The following is a 21,689-nucleotide window of genomic DNA, read 5'->3' as shown; positions in this document are numbered from 1 at the left end:
GCTACGTTCCTTCCATGAGCGCAGCACTCGACTCCCTGCTCGATCTGCTCGACCTGGAGCAGATCGAGCGGGACATCTTCCGGGGTACGAGCCGTTCGGCGGTCGTCCCCCGTGTCTTCGGCGGCCAGGTCGCGGCCCAGGCCCTGGTCGCCGCGGGCCGTACCGTCCCCGCCGACCGGACCGCCCACTCCCTGCACTCCTACTTCCTCCGGATGGGCGACCCGGGCGCGCCGATCGTCTACAGCGTCGACCGCATCCGCGACGGCCGCTCCTTCACCACCCGCCGGGTCGTCGCCGTCCAGCACGGCCAGCCGATCTTCCACCTCTCGGCCTCGTTCCAGACGTACGAGGAGGGCCTGGAGCACCAGGCGGCCATGCCGTCCGCCCCGGACCCGGAGACGCTGCCCACGGCGGCGCAGATGCTGCCCCGGTACGCGGACCGCTTCAGCGGGCCGGGCGTCGTGGACCGGCTGATCGAGGCACGGGCCGCGGTCGACCTGCGGTACGTGGACGCGCCGCCCTTCGGCACCGTCGGCGAACCGCGTGAGCCCCGCTCCCAGGTCTGGTTCCGCACCAACGGCAAGCTCGCGGACGATCCGCTGCTCCATGTCTGCATGGCGACGTACGTCTCCGACATGACGCTGCTCGACTCGGTGCTCCTCGCCCACGGGCGCGGCGGCTGGGCGGTCGGCGACGTGGTCGGCGCGAGCCTCGACCACGCGATGTGGTTCCACCGGCCGTTCCGGGCCGACGAGTGGCTGCTGTACGACCAGGAGTCGCCGTCCGCGTCCGGCGGGCGCGGGCTGGGCCAGGCCCGGATCTACACCCAGGACGGCCGGCTGGCGATCACCGTCATCCAGGAGGGCGTGGTCCGCGTCCCCCGGACCGACGAGCACCGGGGCTGAAGCGCACCGGGACTGACACGCCCCGCGTCGGCGGGCCGCGGACGGCCGGTTCGGACATACTCCCCACCATGAGCGACGAGACCACGAGTGGCGCGAAGACCGGTGGTGGGGAGTCGGGTGGCGGGAAGTCCGGTGGCGGGGAGTCCGTCTTCACGGTCGTCGTCGCGGCGTTGGCCAATCTCGGCATCGCCGTGGCGAAGGCGGTCGCCGGGCTGATCAGCGGATCGAGCGCGATGCTCTCCGAGGCGGCGCACTCGCTCGCCGACACGGTCACCGAACTGATGCTGCTCACCGCGCTGAAGCGCAGCGAGAAGCCCGCGGACGAGGGACACCCGCTGGGCTACGGCCCCGAGCGCTACATCTGGGCGATGCTCGCCTCCGTGGCCACGTTCGTCGGCGGTGCGGTCTTCTCCGTCTACGACGGCGTCCACACCCTCGCGGCGGGTGAGGAACTCGGCAATCCGCTCGTCTCGTACATCGTGCTCGGCGTGGCCTTCCTGCTGGAGGGCTACTCACTGCGCACCGGGGTCCGGCAGGTCCGCGGCGAGGCCGCGCGGCTGCGGGCGCCCGTCGGGCACTACTTCCGCCACACCCCCGACACCGCGGTCAAGGCCGTGGTGATGGAGGACTCGGCGGCGCTGGCGGGTTTGCTGCTCGCCGCGGGCGGCCTGCTCGGCGGCCAGCTGACCGGTTCCGGGGTCTGGGACGGCATCGCGTCGGTCCTGATCGGTCTGCTGCTGGTGTACGTCGCCTGGGTGCTGGGCCGGTCCAACGCGCAACTGCTGATCGGCCGCCCGGTGCCGGAGTCGATGCGGGCCGGCATCCGCGAGGAGCTGCTCTCCGTCCCGCACATCGTCGACGTACTGGAACTCACCACGCTGATCCAGGGCCCGACAGAGTTCCTGATCGCCGCGAAGGTCGACTTCCGGGACGCCTCGACCGCCGACCAGATCGAGTGGGCGTGCGAGGAGGCGGAGGAACAGCTGCGGGAACGCTATCCGTCGGTGCGCCGGGTGTACCTGGACCCGACGCCGGGGCTGCGGCAGCGGGGGCGCCGGGCGGGCGGGGCGGGTGCCTGAACCGGCCTGCGGACAGGTCTGCGAACGGGGCCGGCCCTCGCCCCGCCGCCCGGATCAGCCCCGCGTCAGCCCCGCCGCGTCCAGCAGGTACTCCGTCATCGGGTCGTAGAACCGCGGGTCCAGCACATGGTCGTCCAGCGGGACGGCCACCTGGAGCGTCCCCTCCGCCTCGCCGAGGAAGAGTGCCGGGTCGTTGCAGTCCGCGTACCCCACGGCGTCCAGACCGCGCTGCGCCGCGCACCCCGCCCAGCCGTGGTCGGCGACCACCAGGTCCGGCAGCGGGCGGCCCTCGCGCTCCAGGCCGTCCAGGATGGCGGCCATCGGGGCGGGCGAGTGGGTGTGCCAGAGGGTCGCGCCGCGCTCCTGCACCGCGACGTCCGCGAACTGGAACACCATGCCCTCGTCGGCGATCAGCCCCGAGGGAATCCGTACGATCTCGCATCCGGCGGCCCGCAGCGCGTCCGCGGTCTGCCGGTGCACATCGAGGAGCCCGCCCGGGTGGCCGGTCGCGAACAGCACCCGCTCCGACCCCGCCGCCGCCTTCCGCAGCCGCGCCGCCATCCGCTCCAGGGCGTCGACGGTCAGCTCCGGGTCGATGGTGTCCTGCCCGAACCGGTGCTCCGGATCGTCGCTGACCCCGCAGCGCTCGGCCATCACCGCCAGCACGTCCTGCTCGTCGCGCCACCGGTCACCGAGCTCCAGGCCCAGCCAGTAGTGGCGCTCGCCGTTGGCGAGCTTGCGGTAGTGGGAGAGGTTGTTGTCGCGGGGTGTGGCGACGTCTCCGGCGATACGCGTACGGACGAGATGTTCGACGAGGGCGGCACGGCTGGGTATCGGCATGAACCCATTGTGCCGTCAGGTGTGCGCTGTGTGCCGGGTGTCTTGACCGACGGACGCGTCAAGACGCGCCGAAACGTGCCCGACGCCGTCCGGGCCGGTCGGCCGGGGCAGGCGGCCAGGGCAGGCGGCAGGCCGTCAGGGCAGGCGCGTCGAGTACGTGACCTTCTCCAGGTGGTAGTACTCGGCGACGCACTGCGCCGGCCACACCCGCCGGCCGTGCCCGCCGAACGGTTCCAGCATCCTGCTGACCGACACCGGCGTGTACGGGAGCACCTGGGCGCCGCGCGCCGCCCCGTCCCGCAGCGAGCGGTCCTGCCGGTCCCAGTGCTCGGCGCGCACCTGCATCTCCGTACCCAGCCGGAACAGCGGGACGGCGAGACCGGCACAGGTCAGCACGGAGACGGCGGCGGCGACCGCCGTGGCCGTGCGGGCCACCCACCGGCGGGCGCGCAGCTCCCGCCCCAGCAGCGCGCCGACGCCGGTCAGCAGCAGCACGTACACCAGGAGGAAGTCGCCCCAGACGCGGGGCGCCGTCACCACGCCGGTCCCGAAGACCGGGTAGGTGATGACGGTGCAGAGGCAGCCGGACACCAGGAAGACGAGGACACCGGCGAGGACCGGGAGCAGGGGCCTGCGCACCAGGGGCCCGTCCGGTCCCCGCTGCCCGCCGCGCACCGAGAGGCCGAGCAGTACGCCGACGGCGAGCGCCCCCGCGTACTGCCACGTCGTGAGGACCGTCACCAGGATCTCGCCGAACGCCCGCAGCGCCGCGACCAGTTGCTCCGCGCCGAACATGGAGCCCGCGTCGGCCCCGAACCGTTCCCGCCGGGCGTGCGCGCCGGGCGAGAAGTACAGGACGGCCGTCCCGATCACGATCCCGGCGAAGGCGGCAGCGCACCAGATGCGCGTACGGACGGGGCCCGGACCGGGAACGTCCCGGAGGCCGAGCAGCAGTACGGCGCAGAGCACGACGCAGGCGACGACCGACGTCTCCTCCGACAGCGTTCCGATGAAGACTCCGGCGACGAGGGCGACGGCGGAGGCGAGCGCCCGCCCCCGGCTGCTCCGCGCACGCAGCAGCGGGATCACGGCCGCGCAGGCCAGCACCGGTGAGACGGTGTGCGAGACGGAGGAGGCGGGCCAGTAGAACGTCTTGTACGTGTCGGGCGTCGCGAGCAGGTAGATCACCGCGGCCGTCGCGGCCACCAGCAGCGGCACCCCGCGCGGCGCGCTCAGCCCGGCCCGGCCGAGTGCGGCGAGGGTCAGCGCCCAGAGGACGCCGACCACGACCACCCCGCTGACCAGCGCGTACCACTGCTGGCCCGGGACGCCGAACGCCCCGTACCCGACGACCAGCAGGGCGTTGGCGACGCGCCCGTTGTCGTGCAGGTAGAACTTCGCGATCATCCCGGAGGCGCCCTCGTCCCGGACGGCCGGGAGGAAGCACCAGTCGTCCGCCCCCGGGCGGACCAGCCGGCCGATCCAGAAAGCCGCGCCGAGCAGGGCGAGCGGGAACAGGGTGAGCACCGCCGTCCGGACCGCCGCCCACCGGCTCGCCGCCCGCTCGTTCCTCTCCCGCTCGTTCTTCTCCCGCTCGCTCGCCTCCCGTACGCCGACGGGCTTCGACGTGTCCGCGGTCATGTCCTTTGCCACGCCCGCCGCGCTCACCCCGCGTCCACCGAAGCCGAAGCCGAATCCGAGGCCGGAACATTCGAGGAGACGTGCGGGGATTCACTCGATTCCCGCACCACGTAATGCGGACGGTGTTTGGTCTCGCAATAGATGCGTCCCACGTATTCGCCGATGACCCCCAGCGTGGCGAGCTGGATTCCACCGAGGGCCACGACGGCGGTCAGCAGGGTGGTGTAGCCCGGTACGCCGACACCGTGCAGCGCGACATCGGCGATGATCCACAGGGCGTATCCCAGTGCCGCCAGCGCGAGGGCGAGTCCGGCGTGGATGGCCAAACGCAGCGGGCGGGTGTTGAAGGAGATCAGTCCGTCGATCCCGTAGTTGAGCAGATTTCTGCCGCCCCATTTCGAACTGCCCGCCGCCCGCCGGACGTTCCGGTAGGTGAAGGCGGCGGTGTCGAAGCCGATCCAGGAGAAGATCCCCTTGGAGAACCGGTTGGTCTCGGGCAGTGCGAGCACCGCGTCCACGGCGGTGCGCGACAGCAGCCTGAAGTCGCCTTCGCCGTCGATGACCGACACGTCCATGCACCGGCCCATGGCGCGGTAGTAGGCGGTGCTGAGCAGCGTGCGCAGAGCACCCTCGCCGGTGCGGTCCCGTCTCGCGACGACCTGGTCGTATCCGCGCTGCCGCAGCTCCAGCATGCGGGGCAGGAGTTCCGGCGGGTGCTGGAGGTCGGCGTCCATGAGGACGACGGCGTCGCCGCGGGACATGCGCAGCCCGGCGAGCATGGCGGCCTCCTTGCCGAAATTGCGGCTGAAGGAGGTGTAGCGGACGCGTCGGTCCGCGGTGGCGAGCGAGCCGATCCGGGCTCTGGTGCGGTCGCTGCTGCCGTCGTCGACATAACAGATCTCGAACGTCCGCCGAGTCGGTTCGAGAACGGAGACCAGCGCACGGTGAAACGCCTCGATCACCTCGTCCTCATTGAAGCAGGGGACGACGACCGAGACCTGACATGTCTTCATTCACATTCCCATCAGGCGTGGTCGAGACGGTTCAAACCATAAGCCTGTGGATCACCGCAACACCCCGACGGACGGCGCCGAACCGGCAAACAGAGGAAGAAAGGAGGGGCGGGGGAGGGGAAATTTGATCGGCCGTCTCCTCTTCGCGCATCAATTCATATATTCGAAGCGCGGGAATCATTCGCCTCGCGCGAGAAGCCCGCCCCACACCCAGGGCTTCGACGTAGTCGTCCGGCGTCCGATGCAGATCGTGCGCGTCACGCGGGGGCCCGCCCCCGGTCCGGGGCAGGGCCGAGGTCGGCTGTTCGGGTGCGTGCGGGGCGGAGCGTGCGGGCGATGAGCAATGCTCCGCCGACGGTCAGGACCGCGCTGAGCACGGCGGCGATCCGGAGCTCGCGGATGAAGGCGTCGAAGGCGGCGTTCCGCAGGGCCTCGGCAGCACCGGCGGGCAGTGTCCGGGCGGTGTCGATCGCACCACCCAGGGTGGCCTCCGCGGAGGCCAGCTGTTCGGGGGTGAGGTTCGCCGGAGCGCTGGATCCCATCTGTGCTCGGTAGACGGCGGTGCCGATGCTGCCCAGAATCGCGATGCCCAGTGCGCCGCCGAACTCCGCGGAGGTCTCCGCGAGGGAGGAGGCGGCCCCGGCCCGTTCCGGTGGTGCGGCGGAGAGGATGACGTCGGTGACGATGGCGGCCACGCCGGCGATGCCGAGGGACACCACGGTCAGGGCGCACACAAGGTGGAGGATGCCGGAATCGGGCCTGATGAGGGTCAGCCCGACGTAGCCGGCGGCCGCCACCAGCAGGCCGGCGGTCATGACCCGGGGCTTGCCGACGCGTGGTGCCATGCCCGCGGCCAGGGCGATGCCCACGGGCATGACGAGGAAGGTGGGCAGCGACCACAGGGCCGACTTGAGCGGACTCATGCCCAGGACCAGTTGCATGAACTGCCAGTTGAACAGCGAGAATCCGACCATGGCGAAGGTGGCCAGGGCGTCGATGAGCAGGGGCACGTTGAACCAGCGGGTGCGGAACAGCGTGATGTTGATCATCGCGTTCGGGGTGGCGCGCTGGCGGTGCAGGAACAGGGCTCCCGCCGTCATGCCCGCAAGGAGGGAGCCGGCCCCGGCCCACCCGATTCCATGCTCGGCGGTCGTCTTGATGCCGTAGATCACGGCGAGTACCGCCACCAGGGACAACAGGGCGCCGAGCAGGTCGAAGCGGCTGCCCGGCTCCGGGTCACGGAACTCGGGCAGCAGCAGCGGCCCGAGGCACAGGAGCAGGGCCATCACGGGAATGTTGATCAGGAAGACCGACCCCCACCAGAAGTGTTCGAGCAGGAGGCCGCCGACGATCGGGCCGACGACGGCGCCGCCCGCGAAACCGGCCGTCCAGATGCCGACGGCGGTGGCCCGCTGCCGGTCGTCGTGGAAGAGGTTCCGGATCAGGGCGAGGGTCGAGGGCGCGAGCGTGGCGCCCGCGATACCCATGAGCGCGCGGGTGGCGATCAGCATTTCCGGACTGGACGCCCAGGCGGCCAGGGTGGAGGCGAGCCCGAAGGCGGCGGCACCGGTCAGCAGCACCCGGCGCCGTCCGATCCGGTCGCCGAGGGTGCCCATCGTGATCAGGAGGCCGGCCAGCAGGAAGCCGTAGGCGTCCATGATCCACAGCAGTTCGGAGCCGCTGGGCCTGAGGTCGACCGTCAGGGAGGGCAGCGTGACGAACATGACGGACATGTCCATCGAGGCCAGCACGCAGGGCAGCACCAGGACGGCGAGCCCTGTCCATTGCCGGGTTCCGGCTCTCTCGTTCTCGTGACTCACGTCGTGCGCTCCTGCTCCTGTGGCGGGTGACGGTACGGCGGCGGGGACGGATTGCGTCACACGTCGCGTACTTAGTACGCACCGCCGCGTACAGGGTAAGCCCTCCGGGGCGGCGGGCCGCAAGCGAGTTATTGAGCTGGGGATCCCCTCCGATTTCGGCACTTCTCTCCGGGGCGCGGTAGGATTTCGACACACGTGAGCGAGTGTGACGAAAAGAGGTGTGGCGGTGGCGGAGCAGGCAGCCTGCGCGTCCTGCGGAAAGGACCTGGAGCCCGCGGACCGGGGCCGCCCGAGGCGCTACTGCTCCCGGGCCTGCCAGGCACGGGCGTATCGAGCGCGCAGGACCGAGGAGACGACAGAGCCGGGCCCCGCCCCGGCGCGCAGCCCAACGGCCGGCCCACCGGCAGGCGACGACAGCGCGCCCCACCTGTCGGCCGAGCGCATCACACGGGCGGGGATCGACATCGCCGACGCCGAGGGGCTCGAAGCCCTGTCGATGCGCCGGGTCGCGACCGCCCTCGGAGCGAGCACCATGGCCCTGTACCGGTACGTGACGTCCAAGGACGATCTGGTGGCCATCATGGTGGAGGCCGCACTGTCCGACGTCCCCCTGCCCGACACGCCGCCACAGAACTGGCGGCACGGCCTTGAGCGTGCCGCCCGCCGCGACTGGGAGCTCTACCACCGCCACCCGTGGATCCTGGCGAAGGTCCTGGTGACGACCCGCGCGCACTTCAGCCCCGCACTCGCGGCGGACAGCGAGAGCGCCTTCTCCTCCTTCGACGGGCTCGGCCTGGAACCTGCCGACACCTTCCGCTACATGTTCATGTTCGCCTCCTATGTCCAGGGCGTGGCACTGACCTACGTCAGCGACGTGGAAGCCGAGCGGCAGTCGGCCAACACCGCCCGCCGGAAGGGCACTTCCCCGGAAGTCGTACGAGCTCCGCTTTTCGCCCCTGGCGCCTATCCACGGCTCGGCCCGGCGATGCGCGCGGGCGGCGACCCCTGGGATCTCGACGCACTGTTCCTCGCCGGCCTCGCCGGAGTCCTCGACGGCATCGAGGCCGATCTCGCCCGGCGCGGCCTCAGGGGCCGCCCGGGCTAGGATCCGCAATACGCCTCAGCGAGCCCACCACCTCCGAGCCCCGACGCGGGTCTGCGTCCTTCACTTCGCAGACCCGGGCCCGTGAACCAGGCCCGGCATCCCGCCATGGCGCGAAGCCTCCACCCACCCTCCGGCCCACCCCTTGCTCCATCTATCGACGTCATCATCGGCGCGATCGTTGCGGCTGCTCTCGTGTGGTTCGCGGTCACGGCCCTGAATGCGCCCGGCCGGCGGGACGACCCGGGCGTCACCCTCATCATGGGCGGGACAGGCGTGACCATCCTGGGAGTCGCGCTCATCGTGCTCGTGCTGCGGATGCTGCTCGCCCAGGCCGTCGCCCGCGATGTCGAAGCGACTCAGCTGCAGACCGAGTTGGACGAGGTGATCTGATGCCGATCGTCGTCGACATCGACGTGATGCCGGCCAGGCGGAAGATGTCCGTGGGCGAACTCTCAGACCGCGTGGGGATCACGCCCGCCAACCTGGCGGTACTCAAGAACGGCCGCGCCAAGGCGGTGCGCTTCGCGACGCTCGCCGCGCTCTGCGAGGTGCTCAAGTGCCAGCCGGGCGACCTGCTTCGCTGGGAGGCCGAGGACACCGCGGGCGAATGAACCGAGCCTGCCGACGCGTCATCGCCGATCCCGCTTGCTTTCGACCGACTCCGCGAGCATCCCGGGGCCGTACCCGGGAAGGGCCCGGGCCTGCTGGAGCGTCTGGCCGAGGTGCCCGACCCTCGCGTTCCGCGCGGCGTACGGCACGCTCCTGGTCGCCATGCTCGCGCTGACCGCCTGACCGCCGGCCGGCCGAGGCGCGCACCGCATCGTGATCACGAAACGGACGTCACGCGACTGCGCCGAAGTCCTGGCCCCACGCCGCACCCGTCTCGCGATCGCACCCGTCTCACGCTCACGCGCGGGCCGCCGCCGCGAACGCCCCGCGGGCCAGCCGGTGCAGCAGTGCCGCCGTGTCCGCGCGGTCCGGGAGCGCGCCGGGCCGGCCCAGGTGCGGGGTCGAGTTCAGCAGACCGAAGACGGCGTGGACGGCGGCACGGGCCTCGTGCTCGGGCAGGTCCGGGTACATCTCGCGGACCACCTCCACCCACACCTCGACGTACTGCCGCTGGAGCTGGCGGACCCGCTTGCGGTCGGCGTCCCGGAGACGGTCCAGCTCGCGGTCGTGGAGGGTGATCAGGGGGCGGTCGTCGAGGGCGAAGTCGATGTGGCCCTCGATGAGCGCGTCGAGCAGCGCCCGCGGGGAGCCGTCCCGGCTGGCCGCGTCCTGCGAGACCCGCAGCTGCCCGCCCGCCAGCAGCCGCTCGCTGATGCCGACCAGCAGCTCGGCGAGCATCGCGTCCTTGCCGGGGAAGTGGCGGTAGAGCCCGGGTCCGCTGATGCCGACGGCAGCGCCTATCTCGTCGACACCGACGCCGTGGAAGCCGCGCTCGGCGAAGAGGCGGGCGGCCTCCTTGAGGATCTGCTCGCGGCGGGTGGGGGCGTCCGTCCTCGTGGTCATGGATTCGATTCTAGACAGTCGGGTTAGCGAACGTTAACCGACGCCGGGCCGCGCCCACAGCGTCACCGTGCGCAGCAGCCACTCCACCGGCCCGAGCCGGTACCGGCGCATCAGCCACCCGCTCAGCGCGAGCTGGCCGGCGTACAGCACGATCCCCCCGCAGACCGCCGCCGCGGCGCCCGTACGGCCGTACAGCCCGAGCCCGTACCCGGAGAAGACGAGGGCCATGACGAGGGACTGGGTCAGGTAGTTGGTCAGCGCCATCCGCCCGGCGGGCGCGAGGACCCGGGCCGTCGCGGCGCCGCCCGGTGTGGCGAACCACAGCAGCAGCCCGGTGGCGTACGCGGCCGAGAGCGCCGGGGCCGCGACCATGCCGACCGCCAGGCCCAGCAGCAGCCAGCGCTCCGGCAGCGGCCCCACGATCGCCGCGGCGGAGAAGGCCGCCCCGGGGATCCCGACGACGAGCCCGGTCAGGAGGATGCGGCGCAGCCGCGCCCGGTCGGCGAGGGCGGCCGCGCCGAGCCACTGCCGCCGTCCGGCCACGAACCCCATGAGGAAGGCGGCGGCGACGAACCCGCCCATCAGCACGACGGCCGCCGCCGCCTCGGGCAGCGCCCGGAAGTTGGCGCCGACGACCTCGGCGAATCCGCCCCGGTAGGCGGCCGTCAGCTCGGCGTTCGCCGCGTCGGATCCGCCCGCCGCGGCCGGGTCGATCAGCGCGGCCCCCAGGCCGATCAGGAGCAGGAAGCCACCGGCGGCGCCGAACACCCACAGCGCCGCACGCCGGACCGCGGCGGGCCCGGCGTTCCTGACGGCCAGCAGGAGCAGCCCGAACAGGGCGTAGATCATCAGGATGTCGCCGGCGTACAGCAGCACCGCGTGGGCGAACCCGAGCACGAAGAGCGCGGCCAGCCGCCGTGACATCCGGGGCACGAAGCGCGCCCCGGCGCGGGCGGCCGAGTCCATCTGGAGGGTGAAGCTGTATCCGAACAGGAAGGAGAAGAGCAGGTAGAACTTCGACTGCGCGAGGAGCACGACCAGCCACTGCACGGCCCCGTCGGCCGCGTGCACCTCCGCGAGGAGGTCCCTGGCGCCCGGAGGCCCGGCGGTCGTCATGAGGTTCACGACCAGGATCCCGGCGAGCGCGAACCCGCGCAGGGCGTCCACTTCGAGGATGCGCGCCCTCCGGCCCACTCCCCCGGCCGCCCCCGCGCCCACGTCCCGCGTCATCTGCGCCTGTGCCTGCGCCTGCGCCTGTGCCTGTGCCTGTGCCTGCGATTGCGCCTGCGATTGCTGCGTCATCCGCCCTTTTCCCCGTTTCCCCGCCCCGAAAGCCGTCACGGATCCATGACCGGCCCCGCTCCGGGTCAGGGAGCGGCGCGGGCCATTATCCCGACCGCTCCGGTCGGTCTGCCCAGACCCACCGGACCGGTTGGACCGACCGGAATCGGCGCGGGCGCGGACCGAGTGCCCTGGACAAGGCTGTTAGCGCTCGTTAACCTGAAGTCGGACGTTAACGGTCACTAACTACTGCGGTACGGGCAAGGGGGCTCGACACGATGCAGCAGGCACCGGTGCTGGCGAGCGCGGCCGATCCCGCCTCCGAGGCCTGGAAGGCCAACGAGGCGGCGCATCACGCGCTCGCCGACGAGCTGCGTGAGCGGCTCGCCACGGCCAGGCTCGGCGGGGGTGAGAGGGCCCGCGCCCGGCATGTGGCGCGCGGCAAACTGCTGCCCAGGGAGCGGGTGGACACCCTGCTCGACCCGGGTTCGCCGTTCCTGGAGCTGGCCCCGCTGGCGGCCGAGGGGCTGTACGGGGGCGCCGCCCCGGCGGCCGGGGTGATCGCCGGGATCGGCCGGGTCAGCGGCCGGGAGTGCGTGATCGTCGCCAATGACGCGACCGTCAAGGGCGGTACGTACTACCCGATGACAGTGAAGAAGCACCTCCGCGCCCAGGAAGTGGCGCTGGAGAACCGCCTCCCCTGTCTGTACCTGGTCGACTCGGGCGGCGCGTTCCTGCCGATGCAGGACGAGGTCTTCCCGGACCGCGAGCACTTCGGGCGGATCTTCTACAACCAGGCGCGGATGTCGGGGGCGGGCATCCCGCAGATCGCCGCCGTGCTGGGTTCGTGCACGGCGGGCGGGGCGTACGTCCCCGCGATGAGCGACGAGGCCGTGATCGTCCGCAACCAGGGCACGATCTTCCTGGGCGGTCCCCCGCTGGTGAAGGCCGCGACCGGCGAGGTCGTGACGGCCGAGGAGCTGGGCGGCGGCGAGGTGCACTCCCGTACGTCGGGGGTGACCGACCATCTCGCCGAGGACGACGCGCACGCGCTGCGGATCGTGCGGAACATCGTCGCCACGCTGCCGGACCGGGGCGCGCTGCCGTGGTCCGTGCGGCCCGTCGAGGAGCCGAAGGTCGATCCCGCGGGCCTGTACGGCGCGGTCCCGGTCGACTCCCGCACCCCGTACGACGTGCGCGAGGTGATCGCCCGGGTCGTCGACGGCTCGCGGTTCGCCGAGTTCAAGGCCGAGTACGGCACGACGCTGATCACCGGCTTCGCCCGGATCCACGGCCACCCGGTCGGGATCGTCGCCAACAACGGCATCCTGTTCTCCGAGTCCGCCCAGAAGGGCGCCCACTTCATCGAGCTGTGCGACCAGCGCGGCATCCCGCTGGTCTTCCTGCAGAACATCTCCGGCTTCATGGTCGGCCGGGACTACGAGGCCGGCGGCATCGCCAAGCACGGCGCCAAGATGGTCACGGCGGTCGCCTGTACCCGCGTCCCGAAGCTGACGGTGGTCGTCGGCGGTTCGTACGGCGCGGGCAACTACTCCATGTGCGGCCGGGCCTACTCCCCCCGCTTCCTGTGGATGTGGCCCAACGCGAAGATCTCCGTCATGGGCGGCGAGCAGGCCGCGTCCGTCCTCGCGACGGTCAAGCGCGACCAGTTGGGCGACGACTGGAGCGCGGCCGACGAGGAGGCCTTCAAGGCCCCGATCCGCGAGCAGTACGAAACGCAGGGCAACGCGTACTACGCCACGGCCCGGCTCTGGGACGACGGTGTGATCGACCCGCTGGAGACCCGGCAGGTGCTGGGACTGGCCCTGACCGCGTGCGCCAACGCTCCGCTGGGTGAACCCGGCTTCGGCGTCTTCCGGATGTGAGGAACAGATGACGATGTTCGACACGGTTCTGGTCGCCAACCGCGGCGAGATCGCGGTACGTGTCATCCGCACGCTGCGGGAGCTGGGCGTCCGCTCGGTCGCCGTCTTCAGCGACGCGGACGCGGACGCCCGGCACGTCCGGGAGGCCGACACGGCAGTACGGATCGGGCCCGCCCCCGCCGCCCAGAGCTACCTGAGCGTGCCCGCGCTGCTGGACGCCGCCCGCCGCTCCGGCGCGCAGGCCGTCCACCCGGGATACGGATTCCTCGCCGAGAACGCGGGCTTCGCGCGGGCGTGCGCCGAGGCGGGGCTGGTCTTCATCGGCCCGCCCGCCTCCGCGATCACGCTGATGGGCGACAAGATCCGGGCCAAGGAGACGGTCGCGGCAGCCGGGGTCCCCGTGGTGCCCGGCTCGTCCGGGAGCGGGCTCACCGATGCCCAGCTGGTCGACGCGGCCCGCGCGATCGGGATGCCGGTGCTGCTGAAGCCCTCGGCGGGCGGCGGCGGCAAGGGCATGCGGCTGGTGCGCGACGAGGCACTGCTCGGGGACGAGATCGCAGCCGCCCGGCGTGAGGCGCGGTCCTCGTTCGGCGACGACACCCTGCTGGTGGAGCGGTGGATCGACCGGCCCCGGCACATCGAGATCCAGGTGCTGGCCGACGCCCACGGCAACGTGGTCCACCTCGGCGAGCGGGAGTGCTCGCTCCAGCGCCGCCACCAGAAGATCATCGAGGAGGCGCCCTCGGTCCTGCTCGACGAGGAGACCCGGGCGGCGATGGGCGAGGCGGCCGTCCAGGCGGCCCGCTCCTGCGGCTACGTCGGCGCGGGCACGGTGGAGTTCATCGTCCCGGGCAACGACCCCGCCTCGTACTACTTCATGGAGATGAACACCCGTCTCCAGGTCGAGCACCCGGTCACCGAGCTGATCACCGGCCTGGACCTGGTGGAGTGGCAGCTGCGGGTAGCGGCCGGCGAGCAACTCCCTTACGCACAACAGGACATCACCCTCACCGGCCACGCGATCGAGGCCCGGATCTGCGCGGAGGACCCGGCCCGCGGCTTCCTGCCCTCCGGCGGCACGGTCCTCGCCCTGCACGAACCGCAGGGCAACGGCGTACGGACGGACTCCGGCCTCGCCACGGGCGGCGAGGTGGGCAGCCTGTACGACCCGATGCTGTCGAAGGTCATCGCGTACGGCCCCGACCGGCCGACCGCCCTGCGCCGGCTGCGTGCGGCGCTCGCGGACACTGTGATCCTCGGCGTCCCGACCAACGCCGGATTCCTGCGCCGGCTGCTCGCCCACCCGGCGGTGGTGGCGGGCGATCTGGACACGGGCCTGGTGGAGCGCGAGGCGTCCGGCCTGGTCCCGGAGGGCGTCCCCGAGGAGGTGTACGCGGCAGCGGCCCTGCTGCGCCGCTCCACGGCCCCCGCCGCCTCCGACGCCTCCGGCTGGGTCGACCCGTTCTCGGTGGCCGACGGCTGGCGGCTCGGCGGCACCCCGGCCCGTACGGTGCTCGACTTCCGGCTGCCGGGCCGCGACCCGGTGCAGGTCTCGCTGCGCTCCTGCCCGGCCGGTACGGAGCTGACGTTCGGCCATGTCGGGGAGGGCGCCGAGCCGCCGCAGCCGGTGACGGGTGCCTGCGGCCCGCTGGCGCCGCTGCCCGGTAGCAAAGAGACGGCCAGGCCGGTCGAGGTCTCCGGTCCCCGCCTCACCCTCGAACTCGCCGGTTTCACCCACACGTTCAGCCATGCCCACTCCCCGGAGGGCGTGTGGCTCGGCCGGGGCGGCGACAGCTGGCACGTACAGGATCACGACCCGGTGGAGGCGTCGCTGGCCGGCGCGGGCCGTTCCGGGGCGGACACCCTCGCCGCGCCGATGCCCGGGACGGTCACCGTGGTGAAGGTGGCGGTCGGTGACGAGGTCGTGGCCGGCCAGAGCCTGCTGGTGGTGGAGGCCATGAAGATGGAGCACGTCATCTCCGCCCCGCACGCCGGGACCGTGACCGAGCTGGACGTCACCGCCGGCGCCACGGTCGCCATGGACCAGATCCTGGCCGTGGTGGCCCCCGTGGAGACCCACGCAGATGCCCCCGGGGAGCAAGCATGACGACATCCCGCCCCCTCCCCATGACCGTACCGGCCCAGGATCTGCCCGCCCGGGTCCGTATCCACGAGGTCGGTGCCCGCGACGGGCTGCAGAACGAGAAGGCCGTCGTACCGACCGAGGTCAAGGCGGAGTTCATCCACCGGCTGGCCGCGTCCGGCCTGACCACCGTCGAGGCGACCAGCTTCGTGCACCCCAAGTGGGTGCCCCAACTGGCCGACGCCGAGGACCTGTTCCCCCGGCTGGCCGACATCGAGGGCGTCGCCCTGCCGGTCCTGGTCCCGAACGAACGCGGCCTGGACCGGGCGCTGGCGCTCGGCGCCCGCCGGATCGCGGTGTTCGGCTCGGCGACCGAGACGTTCGCCGCCCGCAATCTCAACCGCACCGTCGACGAGTCGCTCGCCATGTTCGAGCCGGTCGTCGCCCGCGCCAAGGCCGACAAGGTGCATGTGCGCGGCTATCTGTCGATGTGCTTCGGCGACCCGTGGGAGGGGCCCGTCCCCGTCCACCAGGTCGTCCGGGTCGCCAAGGCGCTGATGGACCTCGGCTGCGACGAGCTCTCCCTCGGCGACACCATCGGCGTGGCCACGCCCGGCCACGTACAGACCCTGCTCTCGGAGCTGAACGAGGAGGGCGTACGCACCGACACCATCGGCGTGCACTTCCACGACACCTACGGCCAGGCCCTCTCCAACACCCTCGCCGCGCTCCAGCACGGGGTGACCACGGTGGACGCCTCCGCGGGCGGCCTCGGCGGCTGCCCGTACGCGAAGAGCGCGACCGGAAACCTCGCCACCGAGGACCTCGTGTGGATGCTCGAAGGCCTCGGCATCGAAACCGGGGTCGATCTCGACGCGCTCACTGCCACCAGCGTGTGGCTCGCCGAACAACTGGGCCGACCCAGCCCGTCCCGTACCGTCCGCGCGCTCTCGGTGCGATAGGACCCCCGTTCCCACAAGGAGTGACCCCTGCCATGTCCCTGGACCACCGGCTGACCGCCGAACACGAGGAACTGCGGCGCACCGTCGAGGAGTTCGCGCACGACGTGGTCGCGCCGAAGATCGGCGACCTGTACGAACGGCACGAGTTCCCGTACGAGATCGTGCGGGAGATGGGGCGGATGGGCCTGTTCGGGCTGCCGTTCCCGGAGGAGTACGGCGGCATGGGCGGCGACTACCTCGCCCTCGGGATCGCCCTGGAGGAGCTGGCCCGGGTCGACTCCTCCGTGGCGATCACCCTGGAGGCCGGGGTCTCGCTGGGCGCGATGCCCATCTACCACTTCGGCACCGAGGAGCAGAAGCGGCAGTGGCTGCCGAAGCTCTGCTCGGGCGAGGCGCTCGGCGCGTTCGGCCTGACCGAGCCGGACGGCGGCTCGGACGCGGGCGGCACCCGGACCACGGCGGTGCGCGACGAGGCGACCGGCGAGTGGGTGATCAACGGCTCCAAGTGCTTCATCACCAACTCCGGTACGGACATCACGGAGCTGGTCACGGTGACGGCGGTGACCGGCCGCAAGGAGAACGGCGCCCCGCGCATCTCCTCCATCATCGTGCCGTCCGGCACCCCCGGCTTCACGGTCGCCGCCCCGTACTCCAAGGTCGGCTGGAACTCCTCGGACACCCGCGAACTCTCCTTCACCGACGTCCGGGTCCCGCTGGCCAACCTCCTCGGCGAGGAGGGCCGCGGCTACGCCCAGTTCCTGCGCATCCTGGACGAGGGCCGGATCGCCATCTCCGCCCTGTCCACGGGCCTGGCGCAGGGCTGCGTGGACGAGTCGGTGAAGTACGCCGCCGAGCGCCACGCGTTCGGCAGGCCGATCGGCGCCAACCAGGCCATCCAGTTCAAGATCGCCGACATGGAGATGCGGGCCCACATGGCCCGGATCGGCTGGCGCGACGCCGCCTCGCGCATGGTCTCGGGCGAACCGTTCAAGAAGGAGGCCGCGATCGCGAAGCTGTACTCCTCGACGGTGGCGGTGGACAACGCCCGCGACGCGACCCAGATCCACGGCGGCTACGGCTTCATGAACGAGTACCCGGTCGCCAGGATGTGGCGCGACTCCAAGATCCTGGAGATCGGCGAGGGCACGAGCGAGGTCCAGCGGATGCTGATCGCCCGCGAGCTGGGGCTGCCGGCCTGACGTAGGGGTGACATGGCGGCGGGGCGGGGTCGGTGGGGCGAGCAGACGGAGGTCGGCTCACCCGGCCGGCCCCGGAGCGCTTCTCCGGAGCGCTTCTCCGGGCCGGCGGCCGCGTCCGGCGCGTCCGTCGCGCGGGGCGCGGCGCGGTGGGTCAGTAGTGGTAGCCGGGCCAGTGGGGGTCGTCCCAGCGGGCATCGCCGGTGAGGCCCAGGAGTCTTATCCGGTTGAGGAGTTCGGCGGGTGCGCCGTGGGCGACGAGGCGGGGCCGGGCGTGGCTGATCAGCCAGGCCGTCAGCTCGGCGCGCTTCTCGCCCCCGTGATCCTCGCTGTCCCAGGCGTCCCAGGGGAGTTCGTCACCGAGGAGGTCGTACTCCCAGTCGTCGACGGCTGCGGCGAGGTGCCGGTCGGCCGTGGTGCCGGTCTGCGACTCCCAGTGGGCGAGCCACGGGCGGAGTTCACCGGACGCCTCGGTGATCAGGGCCAAGAGGTCGTGGGCGGGGAGGACGGGGGCCGGGTCGGTGAGCGTGTCGGCCCACCAGGCTTCGAGGAACTCCCGTACCGCTGTTGCTTGTTCGGTGGGCCACTGCTGCCAGCGGCCACGGGCGAACGAGCGGCCGATGTCGTCCGAGTCGCGGTACCGGCCGGTGTGGCCCGCCACGAGGGACCGGGCGAACTGAGGGAGTATCCGACGCAGTACGGAGGGGTGGTCGCTCCAGTCGGGTGCGCTCCAGGTGCGGCGCAGCAGGTCGGGGTCCAGCTCCCGGTCCGCCACCTTGAGCCGGGCGAGTTCCTCGGCGCTGCCCCAGTGGCACTCGCAGTTGTTCTCGTCGGGGTGGGCGGTCATTCCTCGGAAGGTGACCGCGAGGCCGTCCAGCGCGGCATCGAGGCGGCGGGTGGGGCGCGGCGCGGAGTGTGTCATGGGCGTTCGCCTTCAGGGCTCCGGAGGCTGACGCCGGCCGAAGATTGCCACCTTACCGGGAAGGGGCCGGGCGAGGTGCTGCCGGCCGATCCCGGCGTGACGAACCGGAGCGGCCCCGTCAACCAGTGGCAGTGCGTGGCTGGTTGACGGGGCCGGCGTGCCGATGCGTTGCCGTCGGCTCGTGGCTCGCATGTTGTCCGGGCGCCCGGACAGGGGTCCCTCGTTCCCGGCAGGTCAGGCCTTGACCGCGGCCTGTTCCGCGGCGGCGTCGGCGGCGGTGCCGGGTTCGGCGCGGCGCGCGGCCGGGATGGCGGCGGCGATCAACGCCGCGACCAGGGCGACGCCGCAGCCGACCATGAGACCGGTACGGAAGCCGTTCTCGGAGGTGAGGTCGTAGCCGCCCATGGAGACGGTCATCTGGGAGAGGACCACGCCGACCACCGCGGCGCCGATCGACGTACCGAGCGAGCGCATGAGCGTGTTGAAGCCGTTGGCGGCGGCGGTCTCGGACAGCGGGACCGAGCCCATGATCAGCGCGGGCATCGCACCGTACGCCAGGCCGACACCGCTGCTGGTCACCATGCCGACCACCATCAGGCCCCACGCGGAGCCCATGAGCACCAGCGCCAGGCCGTAGCCGACCGCGATGACCAGGATGCCGCACACCAGGGTGAACTTCGGCCCACGGGCGTCGATGAGCTTTCCGCCGAGCGGGGAGACGATCATCATCATGATCCCGCCGGGCGCCAGCCACAGGCCCGCCGCGAGCATCGACTGGCCCAGGCCGTAGCCGGTGGCGGAGGGGAGCTGGAGCAGCTGCGGCGCGATCAGCATGCTGGCGTACATGCCGAAGCCGACGAAGACGGAGGCGAGGTTGGTCATCAGCACCCGGGGACGCGCGGTGGTGCGCAGGTCGACCAGCGGGTCGCGGGTACGCAGCTCCCACAGGCCCCAGGCGAGCAGCACCACGACGGCGGCGGCGAACAGGCCGAGCGTGGTCGCCGAGCCCCAGCCCCAGTCGGCGCCCTTGGAGACCGCGAGCAGCAGGCAGACCAGGCCCGCCCCGAGGCCGAGCGCACCGAGCACGTCGAACCGCTGCCCCTTGGCGCCGGCCGGTACATCGGGGATCAGGAACCAGATCAGCACGGCGACCACGGTGGCCAGGCCGGCCGAGCCCCAGAACAGCACCCGCCAGTTCGTGTACTGGGCGACCGCCGCGGCGATCGGCAGGCCGAGTGCGCCGCCGATGCCCATGGAGGCGCTGACCAGCGCGATGGAGGAGCTGAGCTTCTCCGCCGGGACCACGTCACGCAGCAGGGCGATGCCGAGCGGCAGCACGCCCATGCCCATGCCCTGCAGACCGCGGCCGACGATCATGGGGACGACGGACGAGGAGAGCGCGCACACCACCGAACCGGCGATCAGCGGCACGGAGCACACGAGCAGCATCCGGCGCTTGCCGACCATGTCGCCCAGACGGCCGGAGACGGGCACGCAGACGGCGGACACCAGCAGGGTGACGGTGATCACCCACGCCGCGTTCGAGGGGGTGGTGCTCAGGATCTGCGGCAGCTCCGCGATGAGCGGGGTGACCAGGGTCTGCATGATCGCCGCCGTGGTGCCGGCGATGGCCAGCGTGGCGACCACACCGCCGCTGCGGGTTGTTGGCTGGGGCGCGCCCATCCGGGACTCCTCGGGTATGCATCGGAAGAAGACTATGCATCGTACACACTTCATGCATCGAGCACGTTATATGTATGTTGCATAGACCTGTGGGAGAATGAGGGCCGACATCCGGAAACACGCCGGGACGCCCGGACGACAACAGGAGGCCGCAGGCGCATGACCAGGCCCACACACGAGGTCGAGTACGAGCAGATGCTCCTCAGCCGCCACGGCCTCCTGCAGAACAAGGGCGGGCGGCGCAAGGACGGCCTGATGGACCGCAGCGCCTACATCCTGCTCAGCCGCGTCCGCGTCCAGGGTCCGATGTCGATCGGTGAGCTCAGCGACGCCTTCGGGCTCGACGCCTCCACCCTCAACCGGCAGACCGCGGCGGCCATGCGCGCCGGACTCGTGGAACGCATCCCGGACCCCGAGGGCGGCATGGCCCGCAAGTTCCGGATCACCGACGAGGGCGCCCGCATGCTCGACGCGGAACGCGAGGGCCTCGTCGACTCCCTGGAGCGGGTCATGACCAACTGGTCGGACGAGGACATCTCCGGCTTCGCCGCCTACCTGCGGCGCTTCAACACCGACATCGAGCGCCTGGCCGGCCGCCCCTGGCCACGCCCCTGACCGTTCGCGGGCCGCCCGGGAGATCGGACGGGATGCGACGGAATCCGTTCGACAGCGCGCCGCACCGCGCGGCAGAGTCCGTCCATGAAGCCACAGCACTGGCCCCTGTACGGGCTCCGCCTCCGCACGCCCCGCCTGGAACTACGCCTCCCCGACCTGGAGTTGCTGAACGACCTCGCGTCGGTCGCCGCCGACGGGGTGCACGCACCGGAAGAGATGCCGTTCACCATCCCCTGGACCGACGTACCGCCCGAGGAGCGCGGCAGGGCGACGTTCCGGCATGTGCTGTCCACCGTCGCCGACTGGTCGGTCCAGGACTGGGCGTTGGGCCTCGCCGTGCTGTACGAGGGCAGGGTGGTCGGGCGGCAGGACCTGACGGCGAGGGACTTCGCCGTGACCGGCCAGGTCAGCACCGGGTCGTGGCTGGGCCTCGCCCACCAGGGCCGGGGCATCGGCACCGAGATGCGGGCCGCCGTCCTGCATCTCGCCTTCGCCGGCCTCGGGGCCCGGACCGCGGTGTCGTCCGCGATGACCGACAACCCGCGCTCGCTGGGCGTCTCGCACCGGCTCGGCTATCTGCCGGACGGCACCAGCGTCGCCGCCGTACGGGGAGCGCCGGTCACCCTGCAACGGCTGCGGCTGGACCGGGCACGCTGGGAGGAGTGCCGGAGCATCGAGGTCACTGTCGAGGGACTCGACGGCTGCCGGGCGGAGTTCGGGGCATGACGCTGCTGGTCCACACCTTCGTCCACGACGAGCGGGGGAAGCTGCGGCTGCTCGACGACCCCGAGGACGGAGGCGACATGGCCGGGTTCGAGAGCAGCCGGACCAGACTCTGGGGCTCGGAGCCCGCCCGCGCGCTCGGGGCCCGGTTCCTTCCCCGGCTGGCCGACGACGACCTCTACGTGCAGCCGGAGGACGTCGAGGAGTTCCTCGCCGAGTGCGAACTGCTGCGCGGGCACACGGCGGAGCTCGGTGCGCACAGCGGCTACCGGGAGGACTACGTGGCGGACCGGCTCGCCAACATCACCCGGGCCGCACTGCGGGCCCGGTCGGTGGGCGGCGGGGTGCTGGTCTGGTGAGCGGCGACGACAGGCCGGGGACGAGTGGAGCGCGAGCACCGGTTCCGTCCGGCGACCGGAGGCG

The 21,689-nt window shown here is 71.9% G+C and carries 19 protein-coding genes and 1 pseudogene; 12 read left to right on the top strand and 8 right to left on the bottom strand.

The features are described from left to right. Positions 1 to 14: 14 nt before the first annotated feature. Together EES42_RS08770 and EES42_RS08765 are read left to right on the top strand one after the other, a co-directional pair. Positions 15 to 905 (top strand): acyl-CoA thioesterase, encoded by an 891-nt coding sequence (locus EES42_RS08770; protein ID WP_124717583.1) that lies wholly within the window; start codon positions 15 to 17, stop codon positions 903 to 905. A gap of 68 nt (positions 906 to 973) precedes the next feature. Continuing rightward, positions 974 to 1,984, top strand: coding sequence for a cation diffusion facilitator family transporter (locus tag EES42_RS08765; protein WP_124717582.1), 1,011 nt, complete (start codon positions 974 to 976; stop codon positions 1,982 to 1,984). A gap of 54 nt (positions 1,985 to 2,038) precedes the next feature. Here EES42_RS08765 and EES42_RS08760 read toward each other — a convergent pair whose 3' ends face one another. The 4 genes from EES42_RS08760 to EES42_RS08745 all read right to left on the bottom strand — a co-directional run bounded on the left by EES42_RS08760 (position 2,039) and on the right by EES42_RS08745 (position 7,298). Further along, the gene (locus EES42_RS08760) at positions 2,039 to 2,824 is read right to left on the bottom strand and encodes a phosphatase (RefSeq protein WP_124717581.1); all 786 of its coding nucleotides are present in this window, start codon (positions 2,822 to 2,824) and stop codon (positions 2,039 to 2,041) included. Between the two features lie 135 nt (positions 2,825 to 2,959). Continuing rightward, positions 2,960 to 4,465 carry a DUF6056 family protein gene (locus tag EES42_RS08755; protein ID WP_241196326.1) on the bottom strand — a complete coding sequence of 502 codons (1,506 nt, stop codon included), beginning with the start codon at positions 4,463 to 4,465 and terminating at the stop codon, positions 2,960 to 2,962. 23 nt (positions 4,466 to 4,488) lie between these two features. After that, a complete protein-coding gene (locus tag EES42_RS08750) occupies positions 4,489 to 5,478 on the bottom strand; it encodes a glycosyltransferase family 2 protein (RefSeq protein ID WP_124717580.1) in 990 nt (329 codons plus the stop codon). Between the two features lie 257 nt (positions 5,479 to 5,735). Continuing rightward, positions 5,736 to 7,298: an MFS transporter gene (locus EES42_RS08745; protein WP_241196325.1), complete on the bottom strand. Its 1,563-nt coding sequence runs from the start codon at positions 7,296 to 7,298 to the stop codon at positions 5,736 to 5,738. A 226-nt stretch (positions 7,299 to 7,524) separates the two neighbouring features. Between EES42_RS08745 and EES42_RS08740 the strand changes: the two genes are divergently transcribed. From EES42_RS08740 to EES42_RS08730, 3 genes and pseudogenes are all read left to right on the top strand, one after another. Next, entirely contained in the window at positions 7,525 to 8,403 is an 879-nt protein-coding gene (locus tag EES42_RS08740) for a TetR/AcrR family transcriptional regulator (protein WP_124717579.1), read from the top strand. Between the two features lie 153 nt (positions 8,404 to 8,556). After that, a pseudogene (locus EES42_RS08735) lies at positions 8,557 to 8,793 on the top strand (DUF2975 domain-containing protein); the annotation flags it as partial. Then, positions 8,793 to 9,014: a helix-turn-helix domain-containing protein gene (locus tag EES42_RS08730; RefSeq protein WP_124717578.1), complete on the top strand. Its 222-nt coding sequence runs from the start codon at positions 8,793 to 8,795 to the stop codon at positions 9,012 to 9,014. The pseudogene EES42_RS08735 and the gene EES42_RS08730, both read left to right, overlap by 1 nt. A 295-nt stretch (positions 9,015 to 9,309) precedes the next feature. On the opposite strand, the gene EES42_RS08725 is transcribed toward EES42_RS08730, so the two are convergent. Both EES42_RS08725 and EES42_RS08720 read right to left on the bottom strand, forming a co-directional pair. After that, positions 9,310 to 9,915, bottom strand: coding sequence for an SACE_7040 family transcriptional regulator (locus tag EES42_RS08725; protein WP_124717577.1), 606 nt, complete (start codon positions 9,913 to 9,915; stop codon positions 9,310 to 9,312). Positions 9,916 to 9,948: 33 nt separating this feature from the next. After that, on the bottom strand, positions 9,949 to 11,217 hold the full coding sequence (locus tag EES42_RS08720; RefSeq protein ID WP_241196324.1) for a DUF418 domain-containing protein: 1,269 nt from the start codon (positions 11,215 to 11,217) through the stop codon (positions 9,949 to 9,951). Between the two features lie 257 nt (positions 11,218 to 11,474). Between EES42_RS08720 and EES42_RS08715 the strand changes: the two genes are divergently transcribed. From EES42_RS08715 to EES42_RS08700, 4 genes are read left to right on the top strand one after another with little or no spacing between them, the layout of a single operon-like run. Further along, positions 11,475 to 13,082 (top strand): carboxyl transferase domain-containing protein, encoded by a 1,608-nt coding sequence (locus tag EES42_RS08715; protein ID WP_124717576.1) that lies wholly within the window; start codon positions 11,475 to 11,477, stop codon positions 13,080 to 13,082. Positions 13,083 to 13,089: 7 nt separating this feature from the next. After that, a complete protein-coding gene (locus EES42_RS08710) occupies positions 13,090 to 15,189 on the top strand; it encodes an acetyl-CoA carboxylase biotin carboxylase subunit (protein ID WP_206433419.1) in 2,100 nt (699 codons plus the stop codon). Beyond that, positions 15,186 to 16,127 carry a hydroxymethylglutaryl-CoA lyase gene (locus EES42_RS08705; protein WP_124717574.1) on the top strand — a complete coding sequence of 314 codons (942 nt, stop codon included), beginning with the start codon at positions 15,186 to 15,188 and terminating at the stop codon, positions 16,125 to 16,127. The genes EES42_RS08710 and EES42_RS08705 overlap by 4 nt, the downstream gene beginning before the upstream one ends. A gap of 32 nt (positions 16,128 to 16,159) precedes the next feature. Then, entirely contained in the window at positions 16,160 to 17,326 is a 1,167-nt protein-coding gene (locus EES42_RS08700; RefSeq protein WP_124717573.1) for an acyl-CoA dehydrogenase family protein, read from the top strand. Between the two features lie 151 nt (positions 17,327 to 17,477). On the opposite strand, the gene EES42_RS08695 is transcribed toward EES42_RS08700, so the two are convergent. Both EES42_RS08695 and EES42_RS08690 read right to left on the bottom strand, forming a co-directional pair. After that, positions 17,478 to 18,245, bottom strand: a complete 768-nt coding sequence (locus EES42_RS08695) for a hypothetical protein (protein ID WP_124717572.1) — start codon at positions 18,243 to 18,245, stop codon at positions 17,478 to 17,480. A gap of 234 nt (positions 18,246 to 18,479) precedes the next feature. Next, positions 18,480 to 19,928, bottom strand: coding sequence for an MFS transporter (locus EES42_RS08690; RefSeq protein ID WP_124717571.1), 1,449 nt, complete (start codon positions 19,926 to 19,928; stop codon positions 18,480 to 18,482). A gap of 159 nt (positions 19,929 to 20,087) precedes the next feature. Here EES42_RS08690 and EES42_RS08685 point away from each other — a divergent pair, with 159 nt between their 5' ends. From EES42_RS08685 to EES42_RS08675, 3 genes are all read left to right on the top strand, one after another. Beyond that, complete coding sequence (locus EES42_RS08685; protein ID WP_124717570.1) at positions 20,088 to 20,543, top strand: MarR family winged helix-turn-helix transcriptional regulator; 456 nt, start codon at positions 20,088 to 20,090, stop codon at positions 20,541 to 20,543. An 84-nt stretch (positions 20,544 to 20,627) separates the two neighbouring features. Further along, on the top strand, positions 20,628 to 21,269 hold the full coding sequence (locus EES42_RS08680; RefSeq protein WP_206433418.1) for a GNAT family N-acetyltransferase: 642 nt from the start codon (positions 20,628 to 20,630) through the stop codon (positions 21,267 to 21,269). Then, positions 21,266 to 21,625, top strand: coding sequence for a hypothetical protein (locus EES42_RS08675; protein ID WP_124717569.1), 360 nt, complete (start codon positions 21,266 to 21,268; stop codon positions 21,623 to 21,625). The genes EES42_RS08680 and EES42_RS08675 overlap by 4 nt, the downstream gene beginning before the upstream one ends. Positions 21,626 to 21,689: the final 64 nt, after the last annotated feature.

Origin of the sequence: Streptomyces sp. ADI95-17 (assembly GCF_003846175.1) — a bacterium.
GTDB classification, from domain to species: Bacteria; Actinomycetota; Actinomycetes; order Streptomycetales; family Streptomycetaceae; genus Streptomyces; species Streptomyces sanglieri.
Note: the sequence above shows the minus strand (reverse complement) of the source record. Positions and strands in the feature narration are given on the sequence as shown.